Below are 26,214 nucleotides of genomic sequence, written 5' to 3' on the forward strand. Positions count from 1 at the left end.
CCAAGGTGGAGACTGGGAACCGTGACGGACGAGATGTGTGAATGGCGCGGCTGGCGGGAAGCGGCGGAATCGGCGCTCTACGGACCGGGCGGCTTCTATCTGCGCCCCGAGGGTCCGGCAGGACATTTCCGTACATCAGTACACGCATCGCCGCTCTTCGCCGCCGCTGTCGCCCGGCTGCTGCTGACCACGGCGGAGGAAACGGACGCGGCGGACGGTCCGGTGATCATCGACATGGGGGCGGGCCGGGGGGAGCTGCTGACCGGGGTGCTCGCCGCGCTGCCGACCGGTTTCGCGGTACGGGCGTACGCGGTCGAGCGCGCCGCCCGCCCCCCGGGGCTGGACCCGCGGATCGTCTGGACGTCCGAGCCCCCCTCCGGCGTCCACGGACTGCTCTTCGCCAATGAGTGGCTCGACAATGTGCCGGTCGACGTGGCGGAGATGGACGAGGACGGGGTGGTCCGGCTGGTGCTGGTCCGCCGCGACGGGACCGAACGGCTCGGCCCCCCGGTGACCGGCGCCGACGCCCGGTGGCTGGAGCGCTGGTGGCCGCTGGCCGAACCGGGGGCCCGCGCGGAGATCGGCCGGCCCCGCGACGAGGCGTGGGCGGCGGCGGTCGGATGTCTGCGGTCCGGGCTCGCGGTGGCCGCCGACTACGCCCACACCGCCGGGAGCCGGCCCCTCTTCGGCACCCTGACCGGCTTCCGGGCCGGCCGCGAGGTGCCGCCGGTGCCCGACGGGAGCGCGGACATCACGGCCCATGTGGCACTCGACGCCTGCGCGCTGCCCGGCGCCTCGATCACCACCCAGCGCGAGGCCCTGCGCGCCCTGGGCGTCTCGGCGGGGCGCCCGCCGCTCGCGCTGGCCTCGTCGGATCCGGCGGGCTATGTCCGCGCGCTCTCCGCCGCCGGGGAGGCCGCGGAGCTGCTGGCCGGCGGCGGGCTGGGGGACTTCCTCTGGCTGCGGCAGCCGGTCGCGGCGCCGGCGGGATGAGCCGGCCGGGGAGGGGCGGCCCCGGGACCCGGCGGCGGACGGCCGGGGGATACTGACTCCATGACGGAGACCACGTTCGGCATCGGCGGCGCCGCGGAAAGCACCGACATGGTGCTCAACATCGGCCCTCAGCACCCCTCCACGCACGGCGTTCTCCGGCTGCGGCTGGTCCTGGACGGGGAGATCATCCAGCACGCCGAACCCGTCATCGGCTATATGCACCGGGGTGCGGAGAAGCTCTTCGAGGCGCGCGACTACCGCCAGATCATCATGCTCGCCAACCGGCACGACTGGCTGTCGGCGTTCTCCAACGAGCTGGGTGTGGTGATGGCGGTCGAGCGGATGCTCGGCATGGAGGTCCCGGAGCGCGCGGTGTGGACCCGCACCCTGCTCGCCGAGCTGAACCGGGTGCTCAACCATCTGATGTTCCTCGGCTCCTATCCGCTGGAGCTGGGCGGTATCACCCCGGTCTTCCACGCCTTCCGCGAGCGGGAGGAGCTCCAGGCCGTCATGGAGGAGATCTCCGGCGGCCGGATGCACTACATGTTCAACCGCGTCGGCGGCCTCAAGGAGGATCTGCCGGCCGGCTGGACGGGGCGGGTCCGGGCCGCGGTCGCCGATGTGCGGTCGCGGATGGATGTGTACGACCGGCTGGTGCTCGGCAATGAGATCTTCCGGGGCCGCACCCGCTCCGTGGGTGTGCTGTCACAGCAGGCGGTGCACGCGTACGGGGTGACCGGCCCGATCGCCCGTGCCTCGGGGGTCGACTTCGATCTGCGCCGGGACGAGCCGTATCTGGCGTACGGGGAGCTGAAGAACACGCTGAAGGTGGTCACCCGGCAGGAGGGCGACTGTCTGTCCCGGTTCGAGGTGCTGCTGGACCAGACGCACAACGCGCTGGAGCTGGCGGACGCCTGTCTGGACCGGATCGCGGAACTGCCGCCCGGGCCGATCAACCAGCGGCTGCCGAAGGTGCTGAAGGCCCCGGAGGGCCACACCTACGCCTGGACGGAGAATCCGCTCGGGGTCAACGGCTACTACCTCGTCTCCAAGGGCGAGAAGACGCCGTACCGGCTGAAGCTCCGCTCGGCCTCGTTCAACAACATCCAGGCGATCACCGAGCTTCTGCCGGGCACTCAGGTGGCCGACATGGTGTCGATCCTGGGCTCGCTCTTCTTCGTCGTGGGCGACATCGACAAGTAGGTGGTCCTTTTCGGACCGGACACGGGACGGGCCCGGCCGGATGTGTTCCGGCCGGGCCCTCGCGGTGTGTACGGGACGGGGCGGGGCTCAGGAGCCGACCGCGTTCCGCAGTCCGCCCAGGTCGAGCTTCTCCGTCTCGTCGTGGGCGGTCAGATCGATGACATCACCGACGGCCCCGGGGGCGGCGGGCGGCGCGGGGTCCGTGTGTGCCGCGGGTGCCGCCTGAGGCGCTGGTGCCGCGGGAGCCTGGGGGCGCCGCTCGGCCAGGGCCTCCTCGCCGACCACATCGGCCAGATCCTCCTGCTGGGCCGCCTCTATGGCCTTCTCCACACCGCCCGCGCCGCCCGTGCCGGGGGCCTGGGTGCCGAAGAAGTCGAAGCCGCCCTCCTGCTTGGACTGGGCGGGCCGGCGGGCCGGGCCGTACGGAACGATGGCGGCCGGGGCCGGTGTGGGGACGGGGGCCTTGTCGGGGCCCGTGACCGGGGCGGGTGCCGCGATCGCGGGCCGCTCGGCGGACGGAAGGGAACGCCTGGCGGGGACGGCGGCCGCCGGACGGGTGTGCTCCCCGGCGCCCGCCGGGAGCTTCCCCCGCGACTCATCCGCCTCTCCGGCCGCCACGGCCGGTGTGCGCTCGCGGGACTGCCCGGGGACCGCCGGTGTCCGCTGGGCGGCGGCGGTGCGCGCGAGATCGTCCAGGGCCTTGGCCGCGCGCAGGAAGGCGGCGGCGGTGAGGCCGGCCCCGGCCGGGGGCAGCGCCCTCGGAGCGGCCGGCGCGGGACCGGCCGGGGAGCCGGGCGCCCCGGCGGAATCCGAGGCGGGCCGCCCGGCGGGGTCGGACGCGCCGGCCGTCGCGGGTGTCGCGGCCGTCTCCACGACGAGACGGCGGCGGTCCTCCAGGACTCCGGCCCGCTCGGTCTCGGCGGTGGCGTAACGGCGCAGCAGATCGGCGTGCTCACCGCGGAGGGCGGCGAGTTCGACCCGCTTGGTGCGGAGCTTGGCCTCGGCCTTGGTCCGCAGCTCGCGGGCGTCGTCGAGCTGTGCCTCCAGCTCGGCCGTCCGTTCCTCGGTCTGCCATGCGTCGCTGGCCCGGCCCCGGGTCAGATCGGCGACCCGCAGCCCCGCCGCGCGGTCCCAAGTGCGCATCAGGACCGCGCCGGTGACGGCCGCCGCGGCGGCGGCGGCGACCAGGGTCCGCAGTACGACGGGATCCGTCAGCAGCCACGCGCCGGCGGCGCAGACCACCGACGCTCCGGCGACCGCGATCGGCGGCAGCAGCCTGTGCAGGGGAGGGGAATGGCGGTGGCGTCCACGTGGCATGGCCCGAAATTTACCGTGTGCGGAAGCCGATGGGGATATCGGCCCGGAAAAACTCGGAACCGGGAACGCCCGGCCAACCACAACTCCTTCTTTTTTCACCGCTCCCGGAGCCTGTCAAGGGGTCCGGGAGCGGTTTCCGATGCCGATTCCTACTTCTTCACCAGCCCCTTGGAGTCCAGATACTCCTTGGCCGCGTCCTCGGGCTTGGCCCGCTCGGCGTCCACCCTGCGGTTCAACTCCGCGAGATCCTCCGTGGTCAGCACGGCGGTGAGCTTGCCGAGAGCGGCGGCTATCGCCGGACTTCCGGCGTCCTTGGCATTGACGACGGGGAGGATGTTGTCCGCGTTCTGGAGCTTCTTGTCGTCCTCCAGGAAGACGAGACCGTCGACCACCGCGTCGGTGGTCGTGGTGAGTGCCAATTGCACGGAGCCGTCCCGCACCGCCTGCTTCGACTGCGGGGTGCCCACGCCCTTCGGGTCGATGCCCGTGACGTCAATGCCGTACGTTTCCTTCAGCCCGGGCGCGCAGAACGGCCGCACCGCGCACTCGTCGCCCGCCGCGATCCGGACCTTGAGCTTGGAGGCGCCGAGATCGGAAAGCGTCTTCAGCTTGTTCTTCTCCGCGAATTCCGCGCTCACGACGAAGGCGTTCTGATCGACCGCGCCGCCGGGCGGAAGCACCTTCAGTCCGCGCGGTTCCGCGAGCTGAGTGAGTGCGGCGACGGTGGCCTTCACATCGCCGGACGCGACCGGCTTCTCTTCCGGCGCCTTCGGTCCGTTCACCTTCGCATTGAGGAATTCGGCAATCGTCGCGGCATATTCCGGGACGATGTCGATCTCGCCCTTCTCCAGCGAGGGTTCGTAGAGTTCGCGGTTCTTGACCGTGGTGATGGAGGTCTTGTAACCGGCATCGGCCAGGATCTGTGCGTACAGCTCGGAGAGCACCTTGGCCTCGGTGAAGGACGCGGAGCCGATGACGAGCGAGCCCTTGTCCCCGGAGCCGCCGCTTCCGCCGCCCTTCGACTTCTCCAGGCTGTCACCGCCGCCGCAGGCCGCGAGAGACCCCGTCAGGGCCGCCGCGGCCAGTGCTGCTCCCGCGATCCGAGAGGTGATGCGCATCAAGGTTCTCCGTCCAGGGTCCCAACAGGTTCACGGTGGTGCTCAGTGCTGCTCAGTGCTCAGCGGTACTCGGTGGTGCTGCCCGGCGCCGGCGGGCGAGCGGGCGGGGGAGGACGCCGCGCGGAGGGGGTCGACCAGCCGGTGCACGGCCACCAGTACGCCCTCCACCAGCAGCGCCAGCGCCGCCGCGAGAAGCGCCCCGGCCACCACCTGCGCGGTGTTGTAGGTGTTGAAGCCGGCCGTGATGATGCGGCCGAGACCGCCCTGGCCGACCATCGAGGCGATGGTGGCGGTGGCCACGATCTGCACCGCCGCCGACCGCAGCCCGGTCATCAGCAGCGGATACGCCAGCGGAAGCTCGACCCGGCGGAAGACCTGCGGGCCCGACATCCCCATCCCGCGCGCGGCCTCCACCACCGCCCGGTCCACCTCGCGCATCCCGACATAGGCGTTGGTCAGCAGCGGCGGTACCGCGAAGAGCACGAGGGCGATGACGGTGGGGGTGTATCCGGCGCTCCGCAGCGGAGTGAGCATGAAGAGCCCGAGGACCGCGAAGACGGGTATCGCCCGGCCCGCGTTGGAGATGTTGACCGCGAGCGCACCCCCCTTGCCCAGATGTCCGAGCCAGAGCGCGACCGGCAGCGCGATGGCGCATGCGAGCACCAGCGACACCCCGCTGACGTACACATGCTCCATCAGTCTGTTCCAGGCACCGCTCTCCCCCGACCAGTTCGCCCCCGTGGTCAGCCAGGTCCAGGCGTCCGCCATCACACCCACTCAGACCGCCCCCTCGGCCGGGGCGGGCGCGGAGGGCGCTCCGGAGCGCCCGGGCCGCCCGGGCCGCCCGCCCGCCGGCGCGTCCGTGACGGTCCCCGCCGGTCCGCCGCGTATGCGGGTCCAGGGTGTCAGCAGCCGCTGCACGCCGAGCAGCAGCAGATCCGCCACCACCGCCAGCAGCACACAGAGCACCGACGCGGTCAGCACCTGCGCCTTGAAGGTGGTCTGCACCCCGTCGTCGATGAGATTGCCGAGCCCGCCCTTGCCCACGAGGGCGCCGACGGTGGTCAGCGCGATCGTGGAGACGGTGGCCATCCGCAGACCCGCCATCAGCGCGGGCAGCGCGAGCGGTATTTCCACTTCCCGGAGCAGCCTGGCCGGGCCGTATCCCATCCCGCGCGCGGCCTCGCGCGCCTCGGCGGGCACGGCCTCCAGCCCGGCCAGGATGTTCCGCACCAGAATGGTGAGGGAATAGAGCACCAGGCCGGTGACGACCAGTGCCGCCGACAGACCGAACACCGGCAGCAGCAGCGAGAACATGGCCAGTGAGGGAATGGTGTAGAGGAGGGTCGTCAGCCCCAGCACCGGTCCGGCGAAAGCCGGTTTCGCACGGGCGAGAAGGGCCAGCGGGAATGCCACGGCGAGCCCGATCAGAACCGATATCACGGTGATCCAGACATGCTCGATCGTGGCCTCGGTCAACTCCTCGCTCCGTGTGCGCAGATACTCGCCGCAGATCCAGTCATTGGCCGCCAGACAGCTCCGCGCCGCCGCCCCCGTACTCATGCTTCCCCTCCTCCCCACCCATGCCGAACGTATGTCTGATGACCTTAACCTTGGCCACTGACAATCACCGACGACCGCCACACGCCGGCAACACGCCCTTCACACGACACTCGTCACAATGGGGACCCATGATCCGTTTCGAGCAGGTCAGCAAGCGATATCCGGACGGGACGACGGCCGTCGACGACCTCTCCTTCGAGGTGGCCGAGGGTGAACTGGTCACCCTCGTGGGTCCGTCCGGCTGCGGCAAGACCACCACGATGAAAATGGTCAACCGGCTGATCGAGCCGAGCAGCGGCCGGATATTTCTCGACGGTGACGACATATCCGCGATCGACCCGGTGAAACTGCGCCGCCGTATCGGCTATGTGATCCAGCAGGTCGGCCTCTTTCCGCACAAGACCGTCCTGGAGAACACCGCCACCGTCCCCCATCTGCTGGGCTGGAAGCGCGGCCGGGCGCGGGAGCGCGCCGCCGAGCTGCTGGATCTGGTCGGGCTCGACCCGTCGGTGTACGGCGACCGCTATCCCGAACAGCTCTCCGGCGGCCAGCGCCAGCGCGTCGGGGTGGCCCGGGCGCTCGCCGCCGATCCCCCCGTACTGCTGATGGACGAGCCCTTCGGCGCGGTCGACCCGGTGGTCCGCGAGCACCTCCAGAACGAATTCCTCAAGCTCCAGTCCCAGGTCCGCAAGACCATCCTCTTCGTCACCCACGACATCGAGGAGGCCGTGCGCCTCGGCGACCGCATCGCGGTGTACGGAGACGGCCGGATCGAGCAGTTCGACGCCCCGGCGGCGGTGCTGGGCACCCCCGCGACCCCCTATGTCGCCGACTTCGTGGGCGCGGACCGGGGGCTGAAGCGGCTCTCCGTCACCCCGATCGAGGAGAGCGATCTGGAGCAGCCGCCCGTGATCCGGCTGGACGATCCGCTGCCCCGGGAGCTGTCGGCGCGGTGGGCGGTGGTCCTGGACGAGCACGGCGATCTGCACGGCTGGCTCTCCGCCGCGCGGGCCGGGGGAGAGGGCACCGTACGGGAGCACGCCCGCCGGATGGACGCCCGGCTGCCGCTGGGCGCCTCGCTGAAGCAGGCGTTCGCCACGATGCTCCAGCACGACGCCGGCTGGATCGCGGTCACCGACGGGGAGGGGAGCGGGCGCTTCCTGGGCGTCCTCACCCCGGCGCGGCTGCACGAGGCGCTGCGGCGCTCCATCGACGCGGATGTGCGGGACGTCCCGCGTACGGCCGTGGCGCTGGAGTCCATCGCCACGGCGGGGGAGGCGTAGAACCCCTGCCCCGTACCGCGGCTCCCGTTCCCGCCCCGGTACCGGCATCCCTCTCAGGCGCCGAGACGGCCGCTCAGCCACACCAGCGCGGGCGGGATCTCCCGGCGCCAGGTGTTGAAGTTGTGCCCGCCGCTGTCCAGCAGGATGGACGAGACCCTGGCCGGCGGGCGCACCTTGCCGATGAAGCGCAGGGTGTCCCGGAGATTGGGCTCGCCCTCGCGTGAGCTGGTGACCAGGAACGACGACGCGCGGGGCGGCAGCCGGTCGAGGCTCAGCAGCAGATCGGCGCGTTCCCTGAGCGCTTGGTCGCCGTGGAAGAGATCCCCGGTGGAGATGTCCTCGGCGGCCCGGTAGTACGCGGAGAGCCCCGCTCCGGCCGCATACCGCCCCGGGTGGTGGAGAGCGATCTTCAGCGCGCAGTGGCCGCCGGTGGAATTGCCGATGATGCCCCAGTTCCGGGCCTCCGTGCCGACCCGGTAGCTCCGGGAGACGGCGTCCGGCAGATCCACCGCGAAGAAGGTCTCGGCCTGCGGGCCGTCCGGTATGTCGACACACTCGGTGTCCCTGGGCGGGGCGGGTGTGGAGCGCAGCATGACCAGGATCATGGGCTGCATCCGGCCGGCCCTGGCCTGTTCGAGTGCGGTGGCCGGGTAGTCCAGCGCCTTGATCAGATTCTCGGCGGTCCCCGGATATCCGGTCAGCACCACCGCCGCGGGGAAGTTCCGCTTCCGGTACTGCGGCTGGAAGTACTCGGGCGGCAGATAGATGTACGCCGGGCTGCGGAGCCCCGACTTCTCCCCTGTGACCACGGTCTTGTCGATACGGCCCGCCCGCTCGGGCCACCCGGGGCCGGGCACGTCGAGGGGCTCGGTTCCGACCACTCGTATGCGTTCCGCTCCGGGTGTGTGGTCAACCACCGTGCCCAGCTTCTGCTCCCGCCCGAGAAGATCCGACCAGGAGCCGAAGAACAGATAGGCGTTGTTGGCCACCAGGCCCACGGCGGCGAACACCGCCAACTGGGTCGCCAGCAGCAGCCCGATCCGGCCGGCCACCGCTCGCGGGCCGCGGCCCGCGAGCCGGGGCCAGAGCCAGACGGTGGCCGCGAAGAGGGCCGCGGCGCCCGCGACGGCGATCACCAGAACCTTGCCGCTGGTCAGACCCATACCGAAAAGATCTCCCTTTCTGAGAATCCTCTGAGAACGAATGAACCCGGCTTCGGCGAGATTCGTCCTAGAGGGAGCAAAACGTCCCGCGCCGGATGACCACTCCCGGCCCTGCGGACGACCTCCGGCGGAACCACGGGAAGCAATGTCTGTAACGCTAGATGGGGACAAATCAGTATTGGTTCCGACATGGAACCGCCGACTCACCCGGCTGCGGCGCGCTCTGCGCGGGCCCCGGCCCGAGGCCGTGCCCGCCATCGCGGGCACGGCCTGCACCCTGATCGGCCTGATCGACATCGCCGCCGGTGTCGTCCCCGCCTTCCGGCACAGCAGGGCGCACAGCCTCGCCGAGGTGCTCCCCGGCGCCACCGGCCCGTTCGCCGCCGCGCTCTCGCTGAGCGCCGGGGTGCTGCTGCTCCTGCTCGCCCACGGCCTCAAGCGCCACAAGCGCCGCGCGTGGCGGGCCGCCGTACTGCTGCTCCCCGCCGGAGCCGTCGCGCAGTTCGTCCACCGGCACTCGGTCGTCGGCGCGCTCATCTCCCTCGCGGCCCTCTGGCTGCTGCTCGCCAACCGGCGCGAGTTCTCGGCCCTGCCGGACCCGCGGGGCCGGTGGCGGGCGCTGGCCAATCTCGTGGTGATGAGCGCGGGCTCGCTCGGCCTCGGGCTGGTGATCGTCAGCGCCCACCCCGGCGAGACGGCCGGCAGCCCCGGCCTGGTGGACCGGCTCCAGCACACGCTGTACGGGCTCGTCGGCATGGAGGGCCCCATCCGCTACACCGGGGACGTCTCCTGGACCGTCGGCTACTCGCTGGGCGCGCTCGGCCTGCTCACCGCCGTCACCACCGCCTTCCTCGCCTTCCGGCCGGAGCACCCGACCGCCTCGCTGAGCGAGGACGACGAACGGCGGCTGCGCGATCTCCTCACCCGGCACGGCGGACGCGACTCACTCGGGCACTTCGCCCTCCGCCGCGACAAGGCCGCGGTCTTCTCCCCCAGCGGCAAGGCCGCCGTCTGCTACCGGGTGGTCTCCGGGGTGATGCTCGCCGGAGGCGACCCGATCGGCGATGTGGAGGCGTGGCCGGGCGCCATCGAGCGCTTCATGGACGAGGCCAGGGCGCACTCCTGGACCCCCGCCGTGATGGGCTGCTCGGAGACCGGCGCCGAGGTCTGGACCCGGGAGACCGGCCTGGACGCCCTGGAGCTCGGCGATGAGGCGGTGGTCGACGTCGCCGGCTTCTCGCTCGGCGGTCGGGCCATGCGGAATGTGCGCCAGATGGTGAAGCGGATCGAGCGCAACGGCTACACCACCCGGGTGCGGCGCGCCCATGACATCTCCGGCGACGAGCTCGCGCTGATCCGCCGGGCCGCCGCCGACTGGCGCGGCACCGACACCGAACGCGGCTTCTCGATGGCCCTCGGCCGGATCGGCGACCCCCGGGACGGCGACGCGGTGATCGCCACCGCCCACCGGACCGATCCGGACACCGCCGGGGACTCCCCCCACGGCGATCTGAAGGCGATCATCCACTTCGTGCCCTGGGGCAGTGACGGAATGTCCCTGGAACTGATGCGTCGCGACCGCTCGGCCGACCCCGGGATGAACGAACTCCTGATCGTCGCCGCGCTCCGGGCCGCGCCCGGGCTGAAGGTCGAGCGCGTCTCGCTCAACTTCGCGATGTTCCGCGCCGCCCTCGCCCGCGGCGAGAAAATCGGCGCCGGGCCGGTGCTGCGGGCCTGGCGCGGGCTGCTGGTCTTCCTCTCCCGCTGGTTCCAGATCGAATCGCTGTACAAATTCAACGCAAAATTCCAGCCGCGCTGGGAGCCCCGTTTCATCGTCTTCCGGCAGAGCGGCGATCTGCCGCGCATCGGCCTCGCCGCGATGCGCGCGGAGGGCTTTGTGAACCTGGCCCTCCCCCGCCTCCCGGCGAGCCGCCGGACCCCGCGCCCGGCCCGGCCCTGCGCCCACATCCGGCCGCCCCGGCAGGAGCCCGCCCCCGATCACATCGGGCGGGGCGGGCCGGGAACCACGGGTGTCCGGGCCCGGGCCTAGGCTGGGCGTATGAGTACGCTGAGCGGGTTGCCCGAGTGGGATCGCTGCGGGGTGATGGGGGTCGTCAATGTGACGCCCGATTCCTTCTCCGACGGCGGGCGCTGGTTCGACACCACCGTCGCGGTCAAACGCGGCCTCGACCTCGTCGCCGACGGCGCCGACCTCATCGATGTCGGCGGTGAGTCCACCAGACCCGGCGCCAGCCGGGTGGACGAGGAGGAGGAGCTGCGCCGGGTCGTCCCCGTGGTGCGCGGCCTCGCCGCCGAGGGGGTCGCCGTCTCGGTCGACACCATGCGCGCCCGGGTGGCCGACCGGGCCGTCGCCGCCGGGGCCGTACTCGTCAATGACGTCAGCGGCGGGCTCGCCGACCCCGGCATGGTCGCCGCCGTGGCCTCCGCCGGGGTCCCCTTCGTCGTGATGCACTGGCGCGGCTTCAGCCACGACATGAACAGCCGGGCGGTGTACGCGGATGTCGTCACCGAGGTCGTCACCGAGCTGCGCGCCCGGATGGAGGCCGTGGTGGACGGCGGCGTACCGCCCGAGCGCATCGTCATCGACCCGGGGCTCGGCTTCGCCAAGGAGGCCGCGCACGATCTGGCGCTCGTCGCCCATCTGAGCGACCTGCGGGCGCTCGGCCGCCCGCTGCTCGTCGCCGCCTCCCGCAAGCGGTTCCTCGGGCATGTCCTCGCCAAGGACGGCACTCCGCCCCGGGCCCGTGAGCGGGACGCCGCCACCGCCGCCGTGTCCGCGATCGCCGCGCACGAGGGCGCCTGGGCCGTCCGGGTCCACGAGGTACGGGCCACCGCGGACGCGGTCCGGGTCGCCCGCGCGGTCGGGGCCGCCCGGTGAGCCGTACCGATATCGAACTGGTCGAGGAAGCCAACACCACCTTCTACGAGACGGTGGAGCGCGGCGACTTCGAGACACTCTCCGGCCTCTGGCTGGACGACGAGATCTCCTGCGTCCACCCCGGCTGGCCGGTGCTCTCCGGGCGCGGCGAGGTGCTCCGCTCCTACGCCGTGATCATGGCGAACACGGAGTACATCCAGTTCTTCCTCACCGATGTGAAGGTGAATCTCGCGGGCGACACCGCGCTGGTGACCTGTACGGAGAACATCCTCAGCGGCGGGCCCGCCGAGGAGGCCGGCGAGCTCGGGCCGCTCGTCGGGCAGCTGGTGGTCGCCACCAATGTGTTCCGGCGCACCGCGGACGGCTGGAAGCTCTGGTCGCACCACGGCTCCCCGGTGCTGACCGAGTCCGCCGACGACGATGACGGCGACGGCGAGAGCGGGCCCTCTCCCTCGTCCTGATGACCGCCCGGCCGTCTTGGTGTGAGTGCCCTGTCCCCGGGCAGAGGCCGATACACGCCGCTCACCGCGCCCGCGCGGCCCCGCGCGCGGGTGGTGTCCGTGCCCGCAGGTAGATTCGGGGCCGGGACACGAGCCGCGGCAGACGGCCGTATACCCGCAAGAACTACAACAGCAGGAGTGATTCGCGTGGATCGTGTCGCGCTGCGCGGCCTCAAGGCCCGCGGGCACCATGGCGTCTTCCCCCGGGAGCGCGAGGAGGGCCAGACCTTCATCGTGGACCTGACGCTCGGCCTGGACACCCGCCCGGCGGCGGCCGACGACGACCTGGCGAAGACCGTGCACTACGGCATCGTGGCCGAGGAGGTCGTGGCCGTCGTCGAGGGCGAGCCGGTCGATCTCATCGAGACCCTCGCCGAGCGGATCGCCGGGACATGCCTCAAACACGACGGTGTCCAGGAGGTCGAGGTGGTCGTGCACAAGCCCGACGCGCCGATCACCGTGCCCTTCGACGATGTGACCGTCACGATCACCCGGAGCCGAGTATGAGCGACCCCACCGTGCAGCCCGTGCCCGCGTCCGTGGTCGAGCAGGTCGACGCGGCGGATGTCACCCTCTCCAACCCGCGCCGGGCCGTGATCTCCCTCGGCTCCAACCTGGGCAACCGCCTGGAGACCCTCCAGGGGGCCATCGACGCCCTGGAGGACACTCCCGGTGTCCGGGTCAAGGCCGTCTCCCCGGTCTACGAGACGGCGCCGTGGGGCGTCGAGCCCGGCTCCCAGCCGTCGTACTTCAACGCGGTCGTCCTGATCAAGACGACCCTGCCGCCCGAGTCCCTGCTGGAGCGGGGACACGCCATCGAAGAGGCGTTCGAGCGGGTACGGGACGAGCGCTGGGGCCCGCGCACCCTCGACGTCGACATCGTGGCGTACGCGGACGTCGTCTCCGGCGACCCGGTCCTCACCCTCCCCCACCCCCGGGCCCATGAGCGCGGCTTCGTCCTCGCGCCCTGGTCAGACATCGACCCCGAGGCCGAGCTCCCGGGCCGCGGGCCGGTCGCCGCGCTGCTGGCCGAGGTCGGCCGTGACGGCGTACTCGCCCGTGCCGACCTGGAACTCCGTCTGCCGGAGTAGTCGTTAACCTCAAGCGTGGGCACTGTGACCGAAGGGCGGCTCTCTCCGTGAAGCAACTACGGCTCGGCGTACTGGCCGGCCTCTTCGCCGGGGCCGGCCTGCTGTCCTGGGCGGGCGCGCGGCTGTGGGACTCCTTCGGGAGCCTGCCGAGCGTGCCGCTGGCCGCGCCGATCGTCCTCGCCGCCATCGCCGCGGTGCTGCTGGCGACGGCGGTGTCGCTGCGCTCCCGGCTCAAGGCCCAGCGGGAGCGCCGCCCCGGCGCGAAGGGCGTGGAGCCGCTGATGGCGGCCCGCGCGCTGGTCTTCGGCCAGGCGAGTGCGCTGGTCGCCGCGCTGGTGAGCGGGATGTACGGGGGCGTCGGGGTATTCCTGCTCGGCTCGCTGGACATCCCGGCCCGCCGGGACCAGGCGATCTTCGCGGGCTTCTCCGTCCTGGCGGGGGTCGCGGTGATCGCCGCGGCGCTCTTCCTCGAGCGGGTCTGCAAGCTGCCCGAAGACGGCGACGCGGCGGGGGGCGCGGGAGCGGCTCGCGCCTAGGCCCTGGGCGGCTGCGGGTGCTCCGCCCCGGACCCGGCGCGGCTGCCTCCGGCGGGGGCCGAGTCTTGTGCGCCCCTGCCCGGGGCGCGGGCCCCTTCCCGGGGCTCCGCCCCGGACCCGGCGCGGCTGCCTCCGGCGGGGCGGGGTGTGGTGCGCCCTCGCCCGTGGTGCGGGTCCCTTTCCGGGGCTCCGCCCCGGGCCCGGCGCGGGTGCCTCCGGCGGGGCGGGGTGTGGTGCGCCCTCGCCCGTGGTGCGGGTGTCTTTCCGGGGCTCCGCCCCGGACCCGGCGCCTCAATCGCTGGCGAGGCTGGATTTTGCTCGCCCTCGTTCGCGGGTGCGGGTCGGTGCGTGGGCGGTGTCGCGTCCTCGCCCGTGTTGTTCGGGGTCCCGGGGTGTGGGGCTCTTCTTGTGCGCGTCGTGGCTTGTGTTGTTCGGGTTGTCCGGGGTGCGGGCTTTCAGGCACCTTCGGCGCCTTGCGGTGCCTCGGGGTCTTGTCCAGCCCGGTCGTGTCCGGGGCGCGGGTACGGGGCGGGACACCTTCGCATTGGTTCGGCCCGGGGGTCCTCCGGGCTCGACTCCTCAGAGCCGGCGGAAACCGGCCCGCTTGTATCGCGTACCCGGGTATTGCCGCCGGCTCTTCCGGGGACGACCCTGCACACCCCCTCCACGGGCGTCGCCCGATAAGCGGCCCCCGGTCGCAGCCATGCTTGTTCTGGTGCGGGAGCGCCCGCCCAGAAGCACCCGCCCACTCTGACGCCCCTCACCCACCCACCCCCGGACGACCTTCCGGACCCGGGTTCCCGGCCTTGTGAAACCGTCTCGGAACGCGCGGACGGGCAGACCACTGTGATCACGCACTGGGCTTACTCGCGGAAGGGGGGACGCGCAGGAGCGGTACTGGGGCATCAAGCGTGATTTGTGGCGCAAAGGAGAGTGCACAGAACAAGACCGGGTGCGCGCGCCGTAAATCATGCAGCCCCAGTGCCGAACCGGAGCGGCACCCAACCCGCACACACAAGCACCCAGCCCGGGGATACGGGCAACCCGCACCAACAGGAGCCCCGCCGGCGATTGAGGCGGCGCCCACCCCGCGCCAGGGTCACCAAACCCCGCCCGAGCAGAGTCAGCGGGCCATGATCAAACTCATCGCCTCCGCGCGCGTCGCGGGATCCCTGAGCTGCCCCCTCACCGCAGAGGTGATCGTCTTCGCGCCGGGCTTCCGGATCCCCCGCATCGACATGCACATGTGCTCGCACTCGATCACCACGATCACCCCGCGCGGTTCGAGGATCTCCATCAGCGAGTCCGCGATCTGCGTGGTGAGGCGCTCCTGGACCTGGGGGCGGCGGGCGAAGACGTCGACCAGGCGGGCGAGCTTCGAGAGGCCGGTGATCTTGCCTGTGACGGCCGGGATGTAGCCGACGTGGGCGACTCCGCGGAAGGGGACGAGGTGGTGTTCGCAGCAGGAGGTGACCTCGATGTCCTTCACGAGGACCATCTCGTCGTGGCCGATGTCGAATGTCGTGGTGAGGACGTCCTCCGGGCGCTGCCGCAGCCCGCCGAATATCTCCTTGTAGGCGCGGGCCACCCGGGCCGGGGTCTCGCGCAGGCCCTCGCGGTCGGGGTCCTCGCCCACCGCGATGAGGAGTTCCCGCACGGCGTTCTCGGCCCGCTTCTCGTCGAAGTCGCCGATCTTGCCCTCGCCGTCCAGCGTCACCGGGTCGGTCATCTGTGCCTCGTTCCTCGTGCTCAGGGCCCACGCCCATGCAAATGCCGCGTCCCCCCAGGCTAGAACCTGGGGGGACGCCGCATTCATTCCGGGGCCGGGGTGGATCGCACCCGGACGGCCGGGATCAGCTCTCCGGGCGCTCCTCCGGGACGGCTTCCGCGGCCGGGGCCGCCTCCGCCGGGGTGGAGCCGTTGGATCCGGTGGCGCCCGTGGTGGCCGTGGCGCCGTTCGTCAGGGCCAGTTCCTTCGGCGAGAGCACCGGGGGACGGGTCGACGGGGTGCGGCGCGAGGAGCCGGTCCACGCGGGGCGGGCCGGGCGGCGGACGATCGGGGCGAAGATCTCCGCGATCTGCTCCTTGCCCAGCGTCTCCTTCTCCAGGAGCTGGAGAACGAGCTGGTCGAGGACGTCGCGGTTCTCGACCAGGATCTCCCACGCCTCGTTGTGGGCGGTCTCGATGAGCTTCTTGACCTCTTCGTCGACCAGTGCGGCGACTTCCTCCGAGTAGTCCCGCTGATGGGCCATCTCGCGGCCCAGGAACGGCTCGGTGTTGTCGCCGCCGAACTTGATCGCGCCCAGACGCTCGGTCATGCCGTACTGCGTGACCATCGCGCGAGCGGTGGCCGTGGCCTTCTCGATGTCGTTCGCGGCGCCGGTGGTCGGGTCGTGGAAGACCAGTTCCTCGGCGGCGCGCCCGCCCAGCATGTAGGCGAGCTGGTCGAGCATCTCATTGCGGGTGGTCGAGTACTTGTCCTCGTCCGGGAGGACCATGGTGTAACCCAGGGCCCGGCCGCGGGAGAGGATGGTGATCTTGTGGACCGGGTCGGAGTTGGGTGAGGCCGCCGCGACCAGGGCGTGTCCGCCCTCGTGGTACGCGGTGATCTTCTTCTCCTTGTCCGACATGATCCGGGTCCGCTTCTGCGGGCCCGCGACCACCCGGTCGATCGCCTCGTCCAGCGCGCCGTTGTCGATGAGCTTCTTGTCGCCGCGCGCGGTGAGGAGCGCGGCTTCGTTGAGCACATTGGACAGGTCGGCGCCGGTGAAGCCGGGCGTCCGCCGGGCGACGGCGCCGAGGTCGACGTCCGGGGCGACCGGCTTGCCCTTCTGGTGGACCTTGAGGATCTCCAGCCGGCCCTGCATGTCGGGCCGGTCGACGGCGATCTGCCGGTCGAACCGTCCCGGGCGGAGCAGTGCCGGGTCGAGGATGTCGGGCCGGTTGGTGGCGGCGATCAGGATGACGCCGCCCTTGACGTCGAAGCCGTCCATCTCGACCAGGAGCTGGTTGAGGGTCTGCTCGCGCTCGTCGTGACCGCCGCCGAGGCCCGCGCCCCGGTGCCGGCCGACGGCGTCGATCTCGTCGACGAAGACGATCGCCGGGGCGTTCGCCTTGGCCTGCTCGAAGAGGTCGCGCACCCGGGAGGCGCCGACACCGACGAACATCTCGACGAAGTCGGAACCGGAGATCGAGTAGAACGGGACGCCCGCCTCGCCGGCGACGGCGCGCGCGAGGAGGGTCTTGCCGGTGCCGGGCGGGCCGTAGAGCAGCACGCCCTTCGGGATCTTGGCGCCGACGGCCTGGAACTTGGCCGGCTCCTGGAGGAACTCCTTGATCTCGTGGAGTTCCTCGACGGCCTCGTCGGATCCCGCCACATCGGCGAAGGTCGTCTTGGGGGTGTCCTTGGTGATCAGCTTGGCCTTGGACTTCCCGAAGTTCATGACTCGGGAGCCGCCGCCCTGCATCTGGTTCATCAGGAAGAGGAAGACCAGGACGATCAGCACGAAGGGGAGCAGCGAGAGCAGGACCGAGATGAACGGGCTCTGCTTCGACGGCGAGACGGTGTAACCCTTCTCGATGTCGCCGGCATCGTACTTGGCCTGGAGCTTCTCGGCGAGGTCGGAACCCTGGGTGCCGATGTAGCTCGCCTGGATCTTGTTGCTGCCCTTGACCTTGACGCCGTCTTTCAGATCAACCTTGATGATCTGTTCGTCGCCGGTGGTCAGCTTGACCTGGTCGACCTGGTTTTTGTCGATCGCCTGGACGACCTGACCGGTGTCCACTGACTTGTAGCCGCCCGACGAGCCGACGACCTGCATCAACACGACCACGGCGAGGACGGCCAGCACGATCCACATGACCGGCCCACGGAAGTATCGCTTCACGTCCATCCATACGGAGCGAATTCGCCCCGTCCCTCCTGCCCGTAGGTAAATGCTGCTGTGAGAAAAGACTGTTCTTCGGACGGTACCCCAGCATCGCCACCGTGACCGCACGGTACGGCTGACAAACCCGTCCTCCCATGCTCCAACGGCGGGAGAGGGGTCTTGGTTCCCGTCCCCGCCGCTCCGGTGCCCCCGGTGTGCCGAGCGGCACGCCGCGCGGCTTCCGGGCAACGGGGCGGCGGCGCACCGCGGGTGCGCCGCCGGCCGGGTCAGCCGCCGTAGACGTGCGGCGCCAGGGTGCCGACGAAGGGCAGGTTGCGGTACTTCTCCGCGTAGTCCAGCCCGTAGCCGACGACGAACTCGTTGGGGATGTCGAAGCCGATCCACTTCACATCGATCGCGACCTTCGCGGCCTCCGGCTTGCGCAGCAGGGTGCACACCTCGATGGAGGCGGGCTCGCGGGAGCCGAGGTTCGACAGCAGCCACGACAGGGTCAGTCCGGAGTCGATGATGTCCTCGACGATCAGGACGTGCTTGCCCTTGATGTCGGTGTCCAGGTCCTTGAGGATCCGCACGACGCCGGAGGACTGGGTGCCCGCGCCGTAGGACGACACCGCCATCCAGTCCATGGTGACGGCGGAGGAGAGCGCGCGGGCCAGGTCCGCCATCACCATCACCGCGCCCTTGAGGACACCGACGAGGAGCAGATCCTTGCCCGCGTACTCCGCGTCGATCTTCGCGGCCAGCTCGGCCAGCTTCGCGTCGATCTCTTCCTTGGTGATGAGCACCGACTGGAGGTCGGTGCCCATGTCCTTCTCGTTCACGCGGTCGCTTTCCTTTGTCGCCGGGGTGTCCGGAGGCGACCTCAGCCGCCGTGCTCGCGCCGCGGCTGCGTCAGCCTTGCCGGATGACAAGTCTGCCACTCTGCCGCCGCGCCTCGACGCGGCCGGGCAGATTGATGGCTCCCTGGCCCCGCCAGCCGGTGATCAGCCGGTCGACTTCCTCGACATGGCGGGCGAAGAGGGACCCGGCGGGAGCCCCGGCATCGATCACGGCCCGGCGGAGCACCCGGCGGCGCACGGCGGGCGGCAGCGCGTACAGCTTGGCGCACTCCAGCTCCCCGCTCTCGTCGCGTACGGAGCTCTCGGCGTCGGCGGCCCAGGTGTCGAGGGCGTCGGCGTCGTCACGGGAGAGCTGGGCGGTACGGGCGAGGGCTTCGACGACGCCCTTGCCCAGCGCCTTCTCCAGGGCGGGCAGGCCCTCGTGGCGCAGCCGGGAGCGGGTGAAGGCGGGATCGGCGTTGTGGGGGTCGTCCCAAACGGGCAGCGACTGGGCCATGCACGCCTTGCGGGCGGTCTGCCGGTCGAGCTGGAGGAAGGGGCGGCGGTAGCGGCCATGGGCGCCGGAGACGGCCGCCATGCCGGAGAGGGAGCGGATCCCGGAGCCGCGGGCGAGCCCCAGCAGGACGGTTTCCGCTTGGTCGTCGCGGGTGTGGCCGAGAAGGATCGCGGTGGCTCCGTGGCGCTCGGCCGCGGCGTCGAGCGCCGCGTAGCGGGCGTCACGGGCGGCGGCCTCGGGCCCGCCGTCGCGTCCGACGCGTACGGCGATGGCCTCGACGGGGTCGAGACCCATCAGGGTGAGCCGGGCCGCGACCTCGGCGGCGCGGAGGTCGGAGCCCTCTTGGAGGCCGTGGTCGACGGTGATGGCACCGGCCCGCAGGGAGAGCTTGCGCGCCTCGAAGGCGAGGGCGGAGGCGAGGGCCATGGAGTCGGCACCGCCGGAGCAGGCCACCAGCACCAGGGGGTCGGGGCCGGCGCCCGGGAGGGGGCCGGGCGGGGGCGGGCTGAGCGGGGAGCCGCCGGGGGAGGATCCGCCATGGGGGGCGGCGGAGGAGGCGCCGGGGCAGGAGGGGGTGGCCGGATGGCCCTGCCTGGTGCCCCGGTCGGTGCGATCGGTGCGCGGTGTGCCGTGTCGGGTGTGCTCGTTCAGTACGTCGTGGAGTACGCGGCGGACCGCCAGGCGTATCGCTGCGACCGCAGGATGGGGACCCATGTCCGGTGCCCTTCGTGGAGAGGTTGGGGGTGCCTCGGGTGAACTCGGTGAAGCCGGCTGAAGCGACCAGAGCGACGGGAGCTCAGTCACTCAGAGTGCGTCGATGGTGACAGAACCGAGTCGTTCTCCGAGCATCGCACGCCTTGCCTGCGCCCCAGGGTCCCTCGGATGGGTGATGCTGTGCCCTCCAAGGGGCGTCTCCCCGCCCTTGGAGGGCGCGCGGCGGGCGTGCGGCCGGCGCATGCTCACCCTGTGTTCAGGAATCCGCCTTGCGGTGCACCCGCGCCACCCAGTCGGCGGGTTTGGCGATCTCCGCCTTGGTCGGGAGGGTGTTGGGCGAGGTCCAGACGCGGTTGAAGCCGTCCATGCCGACCTCGTCCACGACGGCCCGGACGAAACGCTCGCCGTCCCGGTACTGGCGCAGTTTGGCGTCGAGGCCGAGGAGCTTGCGCAGTGCCAGGTCGAGCCGGCTCGCGCCGCGGGCCCGGCGCTGCTGGAACTTCTCCCGGATCTCGGCGACCGAGGGCACCACATCGGGGCCGATGCCGTCCATCACGTAATCCGCGTGCCCCTCCAGAAGGGACATGACGGCGGTGAGCCGACCGAGGATCTCGCGCTGTGCCGGGGTCTGGACCAGCTCGACGATGGATTTCCCGCTGTCGTTCTCCTCGCCCTCGGGGCGGGCGCCGGCGAGGGACTGCGCGGCCTCGCGGAGGCGTTCCAGGATGGTCATCGGGTCGACATCGGTCTGCCCGAGGAATGACTGGATCTCGCCTTCCAGGTGGTCCCGGAGCCAGGGCACGCCGGTGAACTGGGTGCGGTGGGTCTCCTCGTGGAGGCAGACCCAGAGCCGGAAGTCGTGCGGGTCGACCTCCAGCTCGCGCTCCACGTGCACGATGTTGGGGGCGACCAGCAGCAGCCGTCCGCCGCCGTTGGCCCCCGCGGGCAGTTCGCGGGTGGCGGGGGCGAAGGTCTCGTACTGTCCGAGCACCCGGGAGGCCAGGAACGACAGCAGCATGCCCAGCTCGACGCCGGTGACCTTGCCGCCGACCGCGCCGAGCACGGCGCCGGTGGGGCCGCCGGGGCGGCGTTCCTGCATCTTCTCCAGGAGGGGCTTCAGCAGCTCGCGGAAGCCGGCGACATTGGCCCTGACCCAGCCCGCCCGGTCCACGACGAGGATGGGGGTGTCCTCGGGCTGATGGCTCTCCGGGATCATCCGGGTGAACCCGCGCACGTGTTCCTCGGAGGCTCTGGCGTGCCGCCTCAGCTCGGCGACGACGGCGCGTGCCTCGTCCTTGCTCACCTCGGGCCCTGGCCGCACAAAGCGGGTCGCGGTCGCCACCGCGAGGTTCCAGTCGACCATCTCGACACCACCGATGCTCGTCATGCGTCAACCGTACGTGGTGGGCCGCGGGGGTGGTGAGGTGTTGCGTCCCGGACATTTCCCTGGTTCCGGCGGCGTCCCGGGAGGGGTCCGGCGGCGCTGGTTCCGGGGGTGTTGGTCCAGGGGGCGCCGAGGTGTCGGTCCGGGGCGCCGTGAGGATTCCGGGGGCGGTTCGCCGGAGGAGCCGGGAGGCGTGTCACCGGACGGGCGGAGGCGTCACGAGACGAGGGAGGCGGCCAGCCGGTCCAGCGCGGACTGCGCGGCGTCCCGGGAGGGCGTGTCGCCCGCCAGGAAGGCGAAGGCCAGCAATCGGCCATCGGAGGCGACCACGGTGCCCGAGAGCGAGTTCACGCCGGTCAGGGTGCCGGTCTTGGCACGGACCAGGCCGGCGCCGGGCGAGCTGCCCGGGTATCGGTCCCGGAGCGTTCCGCTGAAGCCGGCGACGGGCAGTCCGGTCAGGACCGGCCGGAGTCCGGGATGGTCCGGGGAGGCCGCCCGGGTGAGCAGCGCGGTGAGCAGGCCGGCCGAGACCCGGTCCTTGCGGTTCAGTCCGCTGCCGTCGGCGAACCGGCTGCCCGCCAGGGGCATTTTCAGCCGTGCCAGTTGTTCGCGCACCGCCCGTCCCGCCCCGGCGAAGCTCATCTCCTCGCCGCTCGCCCGGGCGGTCTGCCGGGCCAGCGCCTCGGCCAGGTCGTTGTCGCTGTCGGTCAGCATCCGCTCCACCAGCGCGGAGAGCGGCGCCGAGCGGACCACCGCGAGCGGGCGGGAGCCGGGCGCCGGGCGGCCGGGCGCGGGGGAGGCGGTGATCTGCACCCCGCGCTCCCCGAGCAGCTTGGCGAAGAGGCGGGCCGCGTCCCCCGCCGGATCGTCACTGCGCGCTCCGTAGCCGGTGGAGTCGGGGTCCTCGCGGCCCTCGTCGACCATCAGGGCGACGACCGGTGCCAGGTTCCCGTTCATGCCGATGGGGTGGAGCGGATTGCCCCGGTGCAGCGAGGTGTCGTAGGCGAGGCGTACGGAGTCGGCGCCCCTGGCTCTGAGGGCGCGGGCGGTGCGGTCGGCCAGGGCCCGCAGGGCGGCCCGGTCCAGGCTCGCGTCACCGCCGCCCACCAGGGTGATCCGGCGGCCGGCCGCGACCACGGTGGTGGGGATGCGGTGGTCGGGACCGAGCGCGGTGAGCGCCGCGACGGCTGTGGCGATCTTGATGGTGGAGGCGGGCGGCATCGCCTTCCCGGCCTCCCGCGCGTAGAGCGTGCGGCCGGTCGCCACCTCCACCACGGAGGCGGTACGGAGCGGGCCGAGCCCGGGGTCCTTGATCAGCTTCGCCAGTCCGGCGCCGGGTCCGGCGGGTTTGGCGTCGGCCGGGGCGGTGGCCGGGGCGGCGCCGAGTCCGGCCAGTACGGCGGGCGCGCTGGGCGCCGGCGCGGGCCGCTTCCGTCCGGGAACGCGCTGGTCGGTGCCTTCCGGGCGCTGTGCGGCGGCCCATTCCCGTTCGGCCAGGCGCTGTCCGGATTCCCAGGGGCCGGCCGCGGCCACCGCGCCGGCGGCGAGCGCCAGACCGACTGTGGCCGCACCTGTCGCGAGCTGCCACGTTCTGATCGCCGGCACTTCGAACCAGCCCCTTTCGCGATCACACACCTGCGTGAGGGACACTTAATCACCAGAACTGCGTCTTGCCGTGAGCACGGCACCCCGGTCACCACCCGGTCGCCACAGGCGACCCCCGACCGGGGGCCGGGGTTTCCCCCCGGAAGGCACAGCATGACCTGCCGATTGTGTTGATCTTGGAGGAGCCACCCGTGGAGTTCGACGTCACCATCGAGATCCCGAAGGGTTCGCGGAACAAGTACGAGGTGGACCACGAGACGGGTCGCATCCGTCTGGACCGTCGACTCTTCACCTCGACCAGCTACCCGGCGGACTACGGCTTCGTCGAGAACACCCTCGGCGAGGACGGCGACCCGCTGGACGCCCTGGTCATTCTCGACGAGCCGACCTTCCCCGGCTGCCTGATCAAGTGCCGCGCCATCGGCATGTTCCGTATGACGGACGAGGCCGGCGGCGACGACAAGCTGCTCTGTGTCCCGGCCTCGGACCCCCGGGTGGAGCACCTGCGCGACATCCACCACGTGTCGGAGTTCGACCGCCTGGAGATCCAGCACTTCTTCGAGGTCTACAAGGACCTGGAGCCGGGCAAGTCCGTCGAGGGCGCGAACTGGGTCGGCCGCACCGAGGCCGAGGCCGAGATCGAGGCTTCGTACAAGCGCCTTGAGGCGCAGGGCGGCGCGCACTGACGCCACACCGCTGAACACACCGCGGGCGGGACACCTTCGAAGGTGTCCCGCCCGTGGTGCATGCGCCCTGAGCGGGGCAGAAGTACCCCCAGTCGTACGTCGGCATGTCCACGCACATACTGAGCTGACACCGGCGACACGAGAGGGAGCGAGGGCAGCACGTGGTGGCGGAGCCGGAGGTTCCGGGGGAACGGGACCCCCATGGCCCACAGGACGCGGACGCGCCGGGCGCGCGGCGCGCGGAGGGGCCGGCGGACGGGGCGGACGGGGGCGGCGGTGCACGCCCTCCGCAGGTCCAGCCCTCCCCCGCGCACCCGGCGGAGGACCGGAAGCCGCACTCCGACGAGGCGCACAGCGCCTTCAGCCGGCCGGCCGGGGTGGACCGGCCGGAGCCGCCCGAGGAGGACCACCCGACCTCGGAGTTCACCGCCCCGCCGGGCACCACCGCCGAGGCCCCGGCCGAGCAGGAGGGTTCCGCCTTCGCGCCGCCGAGCACCTACAGCTTCCGCCGCTCGCCGCCCGCCTTCACCCCCTCGCACGGCATCCCGGTGGTCCGGCTGACCAAGGACGCGCCCTGGCAGGACCGGATGCGGACCATGCTGCGGATGCCGGTCGGCGAGCGGCCGGTGCCGGAGTCGGTGCAGAAGCACGAGGAGGGCGGCCCGGCCGTCCCCCGGGTGCTCGACCTGACGCTCCGGATCGGTGAGCTGCTGCTCGCCGGCGGCGAGGGCGCCGAGGACGTGGAGGCCGCGATGTTCGCGATCTCCCGCTCGTACGGGCTCGACCGCTGCGAGCCCACGGTGACTTTCACGCTGCTGTCGATCACGTATCAGCCGTCGCTGGTGGACGACCCGGTGACGGCCAACCGGACCGTACGCCGCCGGGGCACCGACTACACCCGGCTGGCGGCCGTCTACCGGCTCGTCCACGACATCAGCTCACCGGACACGGAGATCTCGCTGGAGGAGGCGTACCGCCGGCTGGCGGAGATCCGCCGCAACCGGCACCCCTACCCGGGCTGGGCGCTCACCCTGGCCAGCGGGCTGCTCGCGGGGGCCGCCGCCGTGCTGGTGGGCGGCAATGTGCTGGTCTTCCTGGCCGCGGCGGTCAGTGCCATGCTCGGCGACCGGCTGGCCTGGCTCTGCGCCGGGCGGGGGCTGCCGGAGTTCTACCAGTTCGTGGCGGCGGCCATGCCGTCGGCGGCGATGGGGGTCGCGCTGACCCTCTCGCCGCTCGATGTACGCGCCTCGGCGGTGATCACCGGCGGGCTCTTCGCGCTGATCCCGGGGCGGGCGCTGGTCGCGGGGGTGCAGGACGGTCTCACCGGCTTCTACATCACCGCGGCGGCCCGGCTGCTGGAAGTGGTCTATCTGATCGTCGGCATCGTCATAGGGGTGCTGACCGTGCTCTATCTCGGGCTGGCGCTGGGCGCGGGGCTCACCCCGGAGACGGCGCTGCATGCGGTGGAACGCCCCGAGGTGCAGCTGCTGGCGGCGATGGGGCTGTCGCTCTGTTTCGCCGTACTGCTCCAGCAGGAGCGGGAGACGGTGCTGCTGGTGACGGCGAACGGCGGGGTGGGGTGGGTCGTCTACGGGGCACTCGCCAACACCGCCGATGTGCACCCGGTGGCGGCGACGGCCGCCGCGGCCGGGCTGGTCGGGACCTTCGGGCAGATGCTGGCGCGGTACCGCTTCGCCTCGGCGCTGCCGTATGTCACGGCCGCGATCGGGCCGCTGCTGCCGGGCAGCGCGACCTACTTCGGTCTGCTGGCGATAGCGCGCGGCGAGCTGAACACCGGGCTCGCCTCGCTCTCCAAGGCGGCGGCGCTGGCGCTGGCCATCGCGATCGGGGTGAATCTGGGCGGTGAGGTGTCCCGGCTCTTCGTCCGGATGCCGGCCGGGTCGGAGGAACCCTCCTCCCGGCGGGCGGCGAAGCGGACCAGGGGCTTCTGACCCGGTGGCGGTGTCCGGTGTCCGTGCCGGGCGCGTTCCCGTACCGGCAGTACGGGGAACGCGCCCGGCACGGGGCGGTCAGCGCTGGGCGGACCGGCCGGCATCCGGCGCGAGGGGGTGGCCGTCGGCGCCGGTGCCGGGGGCCGGGGCCTCCCGGAGCGCTTCCTTCTTGTTCTTCGAGCGGGCTCGCAGCACCTCGATCACGATGGGCAGAACCGAGAGCAGCACGATGAGGATGAGGATCTTCTCGATGTGCTGGTGAACGAAGTCGATTTTGCCGAGGGCCGCGCCCAGAAGGGTGACACCGGCCCCCCAGAGCACGCCGCCGATGATGTTGAAGATGACGAAGAGGCGGTAGTTCATCCGGCTGACGCCCGCGATGATCGGGGTGAAGGTGCGCACGATGGGCACGAAGCGCGCCAGGATCAGCGACTTGGGCCCGTACTTCTCGAAGAAGTCATGGGCCTTCTCGACGTTCTCCTGCTTGAAGAAGCGGGAGTCGGGCCGCTTGAAGAGTGCGGGGCCCACCTTTCGGCCGAAGAGATAGCCGACCTGGTCACCGACGACCGCCGCCAGCACGATCAGGGAGCAGACCGCCCAGAGCGGGAGGCTGTCCAGGGTGCCGGAGGTGACCAGCAGGCCGGTGGTGAAGAGCAGCGAGTCACCCGGCAGGAAGAACCCGATGAGCAGCCCCGACTCGGCGAAGACGATGACCAGGACACCGATGAGGCCGAAGGTGTTGATCAGATAGTCCGGGTCCAGCCAGCTCGGTCCGAGCGCAAGGGTGGTCACGAGGTCCGTGCTCCTGAGGTCATGAGGCGGGCGGGCGGGCGATCGGCCCGATCGGCCGCCCGGCGCGGAGGGGGGCGGTGCGGGAGGGGTCGGCGCCGGGAGGGTCGGCCGCCGCCCAAGCTACCAACGCGCGGGCCGGCGCGGGCGTCGCGACGGCGCTCTCGGGATGCACTGTGCCGAGGCTGCGACA

At 71.7% G+C, this 26,214-nt stretch carries 23 protein-coding genes; 11 read left to right on the forward strand and 12 right to left on the reverse strand.

The window, feature by feature from the left end; all coding sequences use genetic code 11:
* The first annotated feature begins 33 nt into the window (after positions 1 to 33).
* Both AAFN69_RS00095 and AAFN69_RS00100 read left to right on the forward strand, forming a co-directional pair.
* The gene (locus AAFN69_RS00095; RefSeq protein ID WP_347726744.1) at positions 34 to 993 is read left to right on the forward strand and encodes an SAM-dependent methyltransferase; all 960 of its coding nucleotides are present in this window, start codon (positions 34 to 36) and stop codon (positions 991 to 993) included.
* 60 nt (positions 994 to 1,053) lie between these two features.
* Positions 1,054 to 2,196: an NADH-quinone oxidoreductase subunit D gene (locus AAFN69_RS00100; RefSeq protein ID WP_347726121.1), complete on the forward strand. Its 1,143-nt coding sequence runs from the start codon at positions 1,054 to 1,056 to the stop codon at positions 2,194 to 2,196.
* 87 nt (positions 2,197 to 2,283) lie between these two features.
* On the opposite strand, the gene AAFN69_RS00105 is transcribed toward AAFN69_RS00100, so the two are convergent.
* The 4 genes from AAFN69_RS00105 to AAFN69_RS00120 form a co-directional block, all read right to left on the reverse strand.
* Positions 2,284 to 3,513, reverse strand: coding sequence for a hypothetical protein (locus AAFN69_RS00105; protein ID WP_347726122.1), 1,230 nt, complete (start codon positions 3,511 to 3,513; stop codon positions 2,284 to 2,286).
* Positions 3,514 to 3,662: 149 nt separating this feature from the next.
* Positions 3,663 to 4,631, reverse strand: a complete 969-nt coding sequence (locus AAFN69_RS00110; protein ID WP_347726123.1) for an ABC transporter substrate-binding protein — start codon at positions 4,629 to 4,631, stop codon at positions 3,663 to 3,665.
* Between the two features lie 42 nt (positions 4,632 to 4,673).
* Positions 4,674 to 5,408: an ABC transporter permease gene (locus tag AAFN69_RS00115; protein ID WP_347726124.1), complete on the reverse strand. Its 735-nt coding sequence runs from the start codon at positions 5,406 to 5,408 to the stop codon at positions 4,674 to 4,676.
* On the reverse strand, positions 5,409 to 6,194 hold the full coding sequence (locus tag AAFN69_RS00120) for an ABC transporter permease (RefSeq protein WP_347726125.1): 786 nt from the start codon (positions 6,192 to 6,194) through the stop codon (positions 5,409 to 5,411).
* A gap of 128 nt (positions 6,195 to 6,322) precedes the next feature.
* Here AAFN69_RS00120 and AAFN69_RS00125 point away from each other — a divergent pair, with 128 nt between their 5' ends.
* A complete protein-coding gene (locus tag AAFN69_RS00125) occupies positions 6,323 to 7,477 on the forward strand; it encodes a betaine/proline/choline family ABC transporter ATP-binding protein (protein WP_347726126.1) in 1,155 nt (384 codons plus the stop codon).
* Positions 7,478 to 7,530: 53 nt separating this feature from the next.
* Here AAFN69_RS00125 and AAFN69_RS00130 read toward each other — a convergent pair whose 3' ends face one another.
* Entirely contained in the window at positions 7,531 to 8,640 is a 1,110-nt protein-coding gene (locus tag AAFN69_RS00130) for an alpha/beta hydrolase-fold protein (RefSeq protein ID WP_347726127.1), read from the reverse strand.
* Positions 8,641 to 8,785: 145 nt separating this feature from the next.
* Between AAFN69_RS00130 and AAFN69_RS00135 the strand changes: the two genes are divergently transcribed.
* The 6 genes from AAFN69_RS00135 (at position 8,786) to AAFN69_RS00160 (ending at position 13,666) form a co-directional block, all read left to right on the forward strand.
* The gene (locus AAFN69_RS00135; protein ID WP_347726128.1) at positions 8,786 to 10,690 is read left to right on the forward strand and encodes a phosphatidylglycerol lysyltransferase domain-containing protein; all 1,905 of its coding nucleotides are present in this window, start codon (positions 8,786 to 8,788) and stop codon (positions 10,688 to 10,690) included.
* Positions 10,691 to 10,699: 9 nt separating this feature from the next.
* Complete coding sequence (folP, locus tag AAFN69_RS00140; RefSeq protein ID WP_347726129.1) at positions 10,700 to 11,539, forward strand: dihydropteroate synthase; 840 nt, start codon at positions 10,700 to 10,702, stop codon at positions 11,537 to 11,539.
* Positions 11,536 to 12,000 (forward strand): nuclear transport factor 2 family protein, encoded by a 465-nt coding sequence (locus AAFN69_RS00145; protein WP_347726130.1) that lies wholly within the window; start codon positions 11,536 to 11,538, stop codon positions 11,998 to 12,000. The genes folP and AAFN69_RS00145 overlap by 4 nt, the downstream gene beginning before the upstream one ends.
* Before the next feature lie 186 nt (positions 12,001 to 12,186).
* Positions 12,187 to 12,546 carry a dihydroneopterin aldolase gene (folB, locus tag AAFN69_RS00150; protein WP_347726131.1) on the forward strand — a complete coding sequence of 120 codons (360 nt, stop codon included), beginning with the start codon at positions 12,187 to 12,189 and terminating at the stop codon, positions 12,544 to 12,546.
* Entirely contained in the window at positions 12,543 to 13,130 is a 588-nt protein-coding gene (folK, locus tag AAFN69_RS00155; RefSeq protein WP_347726132.1) for a 2-amino-4-hydroxy-6-hydroxymethyldihydropteridine diphosphokinase, read from the forward strand. Before folB ends, folK begins: the two co-directional genes overlap by 4 nt.
* A gap of 47 nt (positions 13,131 to 13,177) precedes the next feature.
* The gene (locus AAFN69_RS00160; protein WP_347726133.1) at positions 13,178 to 13,666 is read left to right on the forward strand and encodes a DUF3180 domain-containing protein; all 489 of its coding nucleotides are present in this window, start codon (positions 13,178 to 13,180) and stop codon (positions 13,664 to 13,666) included.
* A 1,123-nt stretch (positions 13,667 to 14,789) separates the two neighbouring features.
* On the opposite strand, the gene folE is transcribed toward AAFN69_RS00160, so the two are convergent.
* The 6 genes from folE to dacB all read right to left on the reverse strand — a co-directional run bounded on the left by folE (position 14,790) and on the right by dacB (position 22,594).
* Positions 14,790 to 15,395, reverse strand: a complete 606-nt coding sequence (gene folE / locus AAFN69_RS00165) for a GTP cyclohydrolase I FolE (RefSeq protein ID WP_347726134.1) — start codon at positions 15,393 to 15,395, stop codon at positions 14,790 to 14,792.
* 124 nt (positions 15,396 to 15,519) lie between these two features.
* Positions 15,520 to 17,559 (reverse strand): ATP-dependent zinc metalloprotease FtsH, encoded by a 2,040-nt coding sequence (gene ftsH, locus AAFN69_RS00170; protein ID WP_347726135.1) that lies wholly within the window; start codon positions 17,557 to 17,559, stop codon positions 15,520 to 15,522.
* Between the two features lie 263 nt (positions 17,560 to 17,822).
* Positions 17,823 to 18,362: a hypoxanthine phosphoribosyltransferase gene (gene hpt, locus AAFN69_RS00175; protein WP_347726745.1), complete on the reverse strand. Its 540-nt coding sequence runs from the start codon at positions 18,360 to 18,362 to the stop codon at positions 17,823 to 17,825.
* 85 nt (positions 18,363 to 18,447) lie between these two features.
* Positions 18,448 to 19,605 (reverse strand): tRNA lysidine(34) synthetase TilS, encoded by a 1,158-nt coding sequence (gene tilS / locus AAFN69_RS00180; protein WP_347726136.1) that lies wholly within the window; start codon positions 19,603 to 19,605, stop codon positions 18,448 to 18,450.
* Positions 19,606 to 19,861: 256 nt separating this feature from the next.
* The gene (locus AAFN69_RS00185) at positions 19,862 to 20,992 is read right to left on the reverse strand and encodes a zinc-dependent metalloprotease (RefSeq protein WP_347726137.1); all 1,131 of its coding nucleotides are present in this window, start codon (positions 20,990 to 20,992) and stop codon (positions 19,862 to 19,864) included.
* Between the two features lie 213 nt (positions 20,993 to 21,205).
* The gene (gene dacB / locus AAFN69_RS00190; RefSeq protein ID WP_347726138.1) at positions 21,206 to 22,594 is read right to left on the reverse strand and encodes a D-alanyl-D-alanine carboxypeptidase/D-alanyl-D-alanine-endopeptidase; all 1,389 of its coding nucleotides are present in this window, start codon (positions 22,592 to 22,594) and stop codon (positions 21,206 to 21,208) included.
* Positions 22,595 to 22,785: 191 nt separating this feature from the next.
* On the opposite strand from dacB, the gene AAFN69_RS00195 reads away from it, so the two are divergent.
* Entirely contained in the window at positions 22,786 to 23,280 is a 495-nt protein-coding gene (locus AAFN69_RS00195) for an inorganic diphosphatase (protein ID WP_108151010.1), read from the forward strand.
* A gap of 164 nt (positions 23,281 to 23,444) precedes the next feature.
* A complete protein-coding gene (locus AAFN69_RS00200) occupies positions 23,445 to 25,232 on the forward strand; it encodes a threonine/serine exporter family protein (protein ID WP_347726746.1) in 1,788 nt (595 codons plus the stop codon).
* A 78-nt stretch (positions 25,233 to 25,310) separates the two neighbouring features.
* Here AAFN69_RS00200 and AAFN69_RS00205 read toward each other — a convergent pair whose 3' ends face one another.
* The gene (locus AAFN69_RS00205; protein WP_347726139.1) at positions 25,311 to 26,024 is read right to left on the reverse strand and encodes a DedA family protein; all 714 of its coding nucleotides are present in this window, start codon (positions 26,022 to 26,024) and stop codon (positions 25,311 to 25,313) included.
* Positions 26,025 to 26,214: the final 190 nt, after the last annotated feature.

The organism is Streptomyces sp. CAU 1734, assembly GCF_039888735.1.
Lineage (GTDB): Bacteria > Actinomycetota > Actinomycetes > Streptomycetales > Streptomycetaceae > Streptomyces.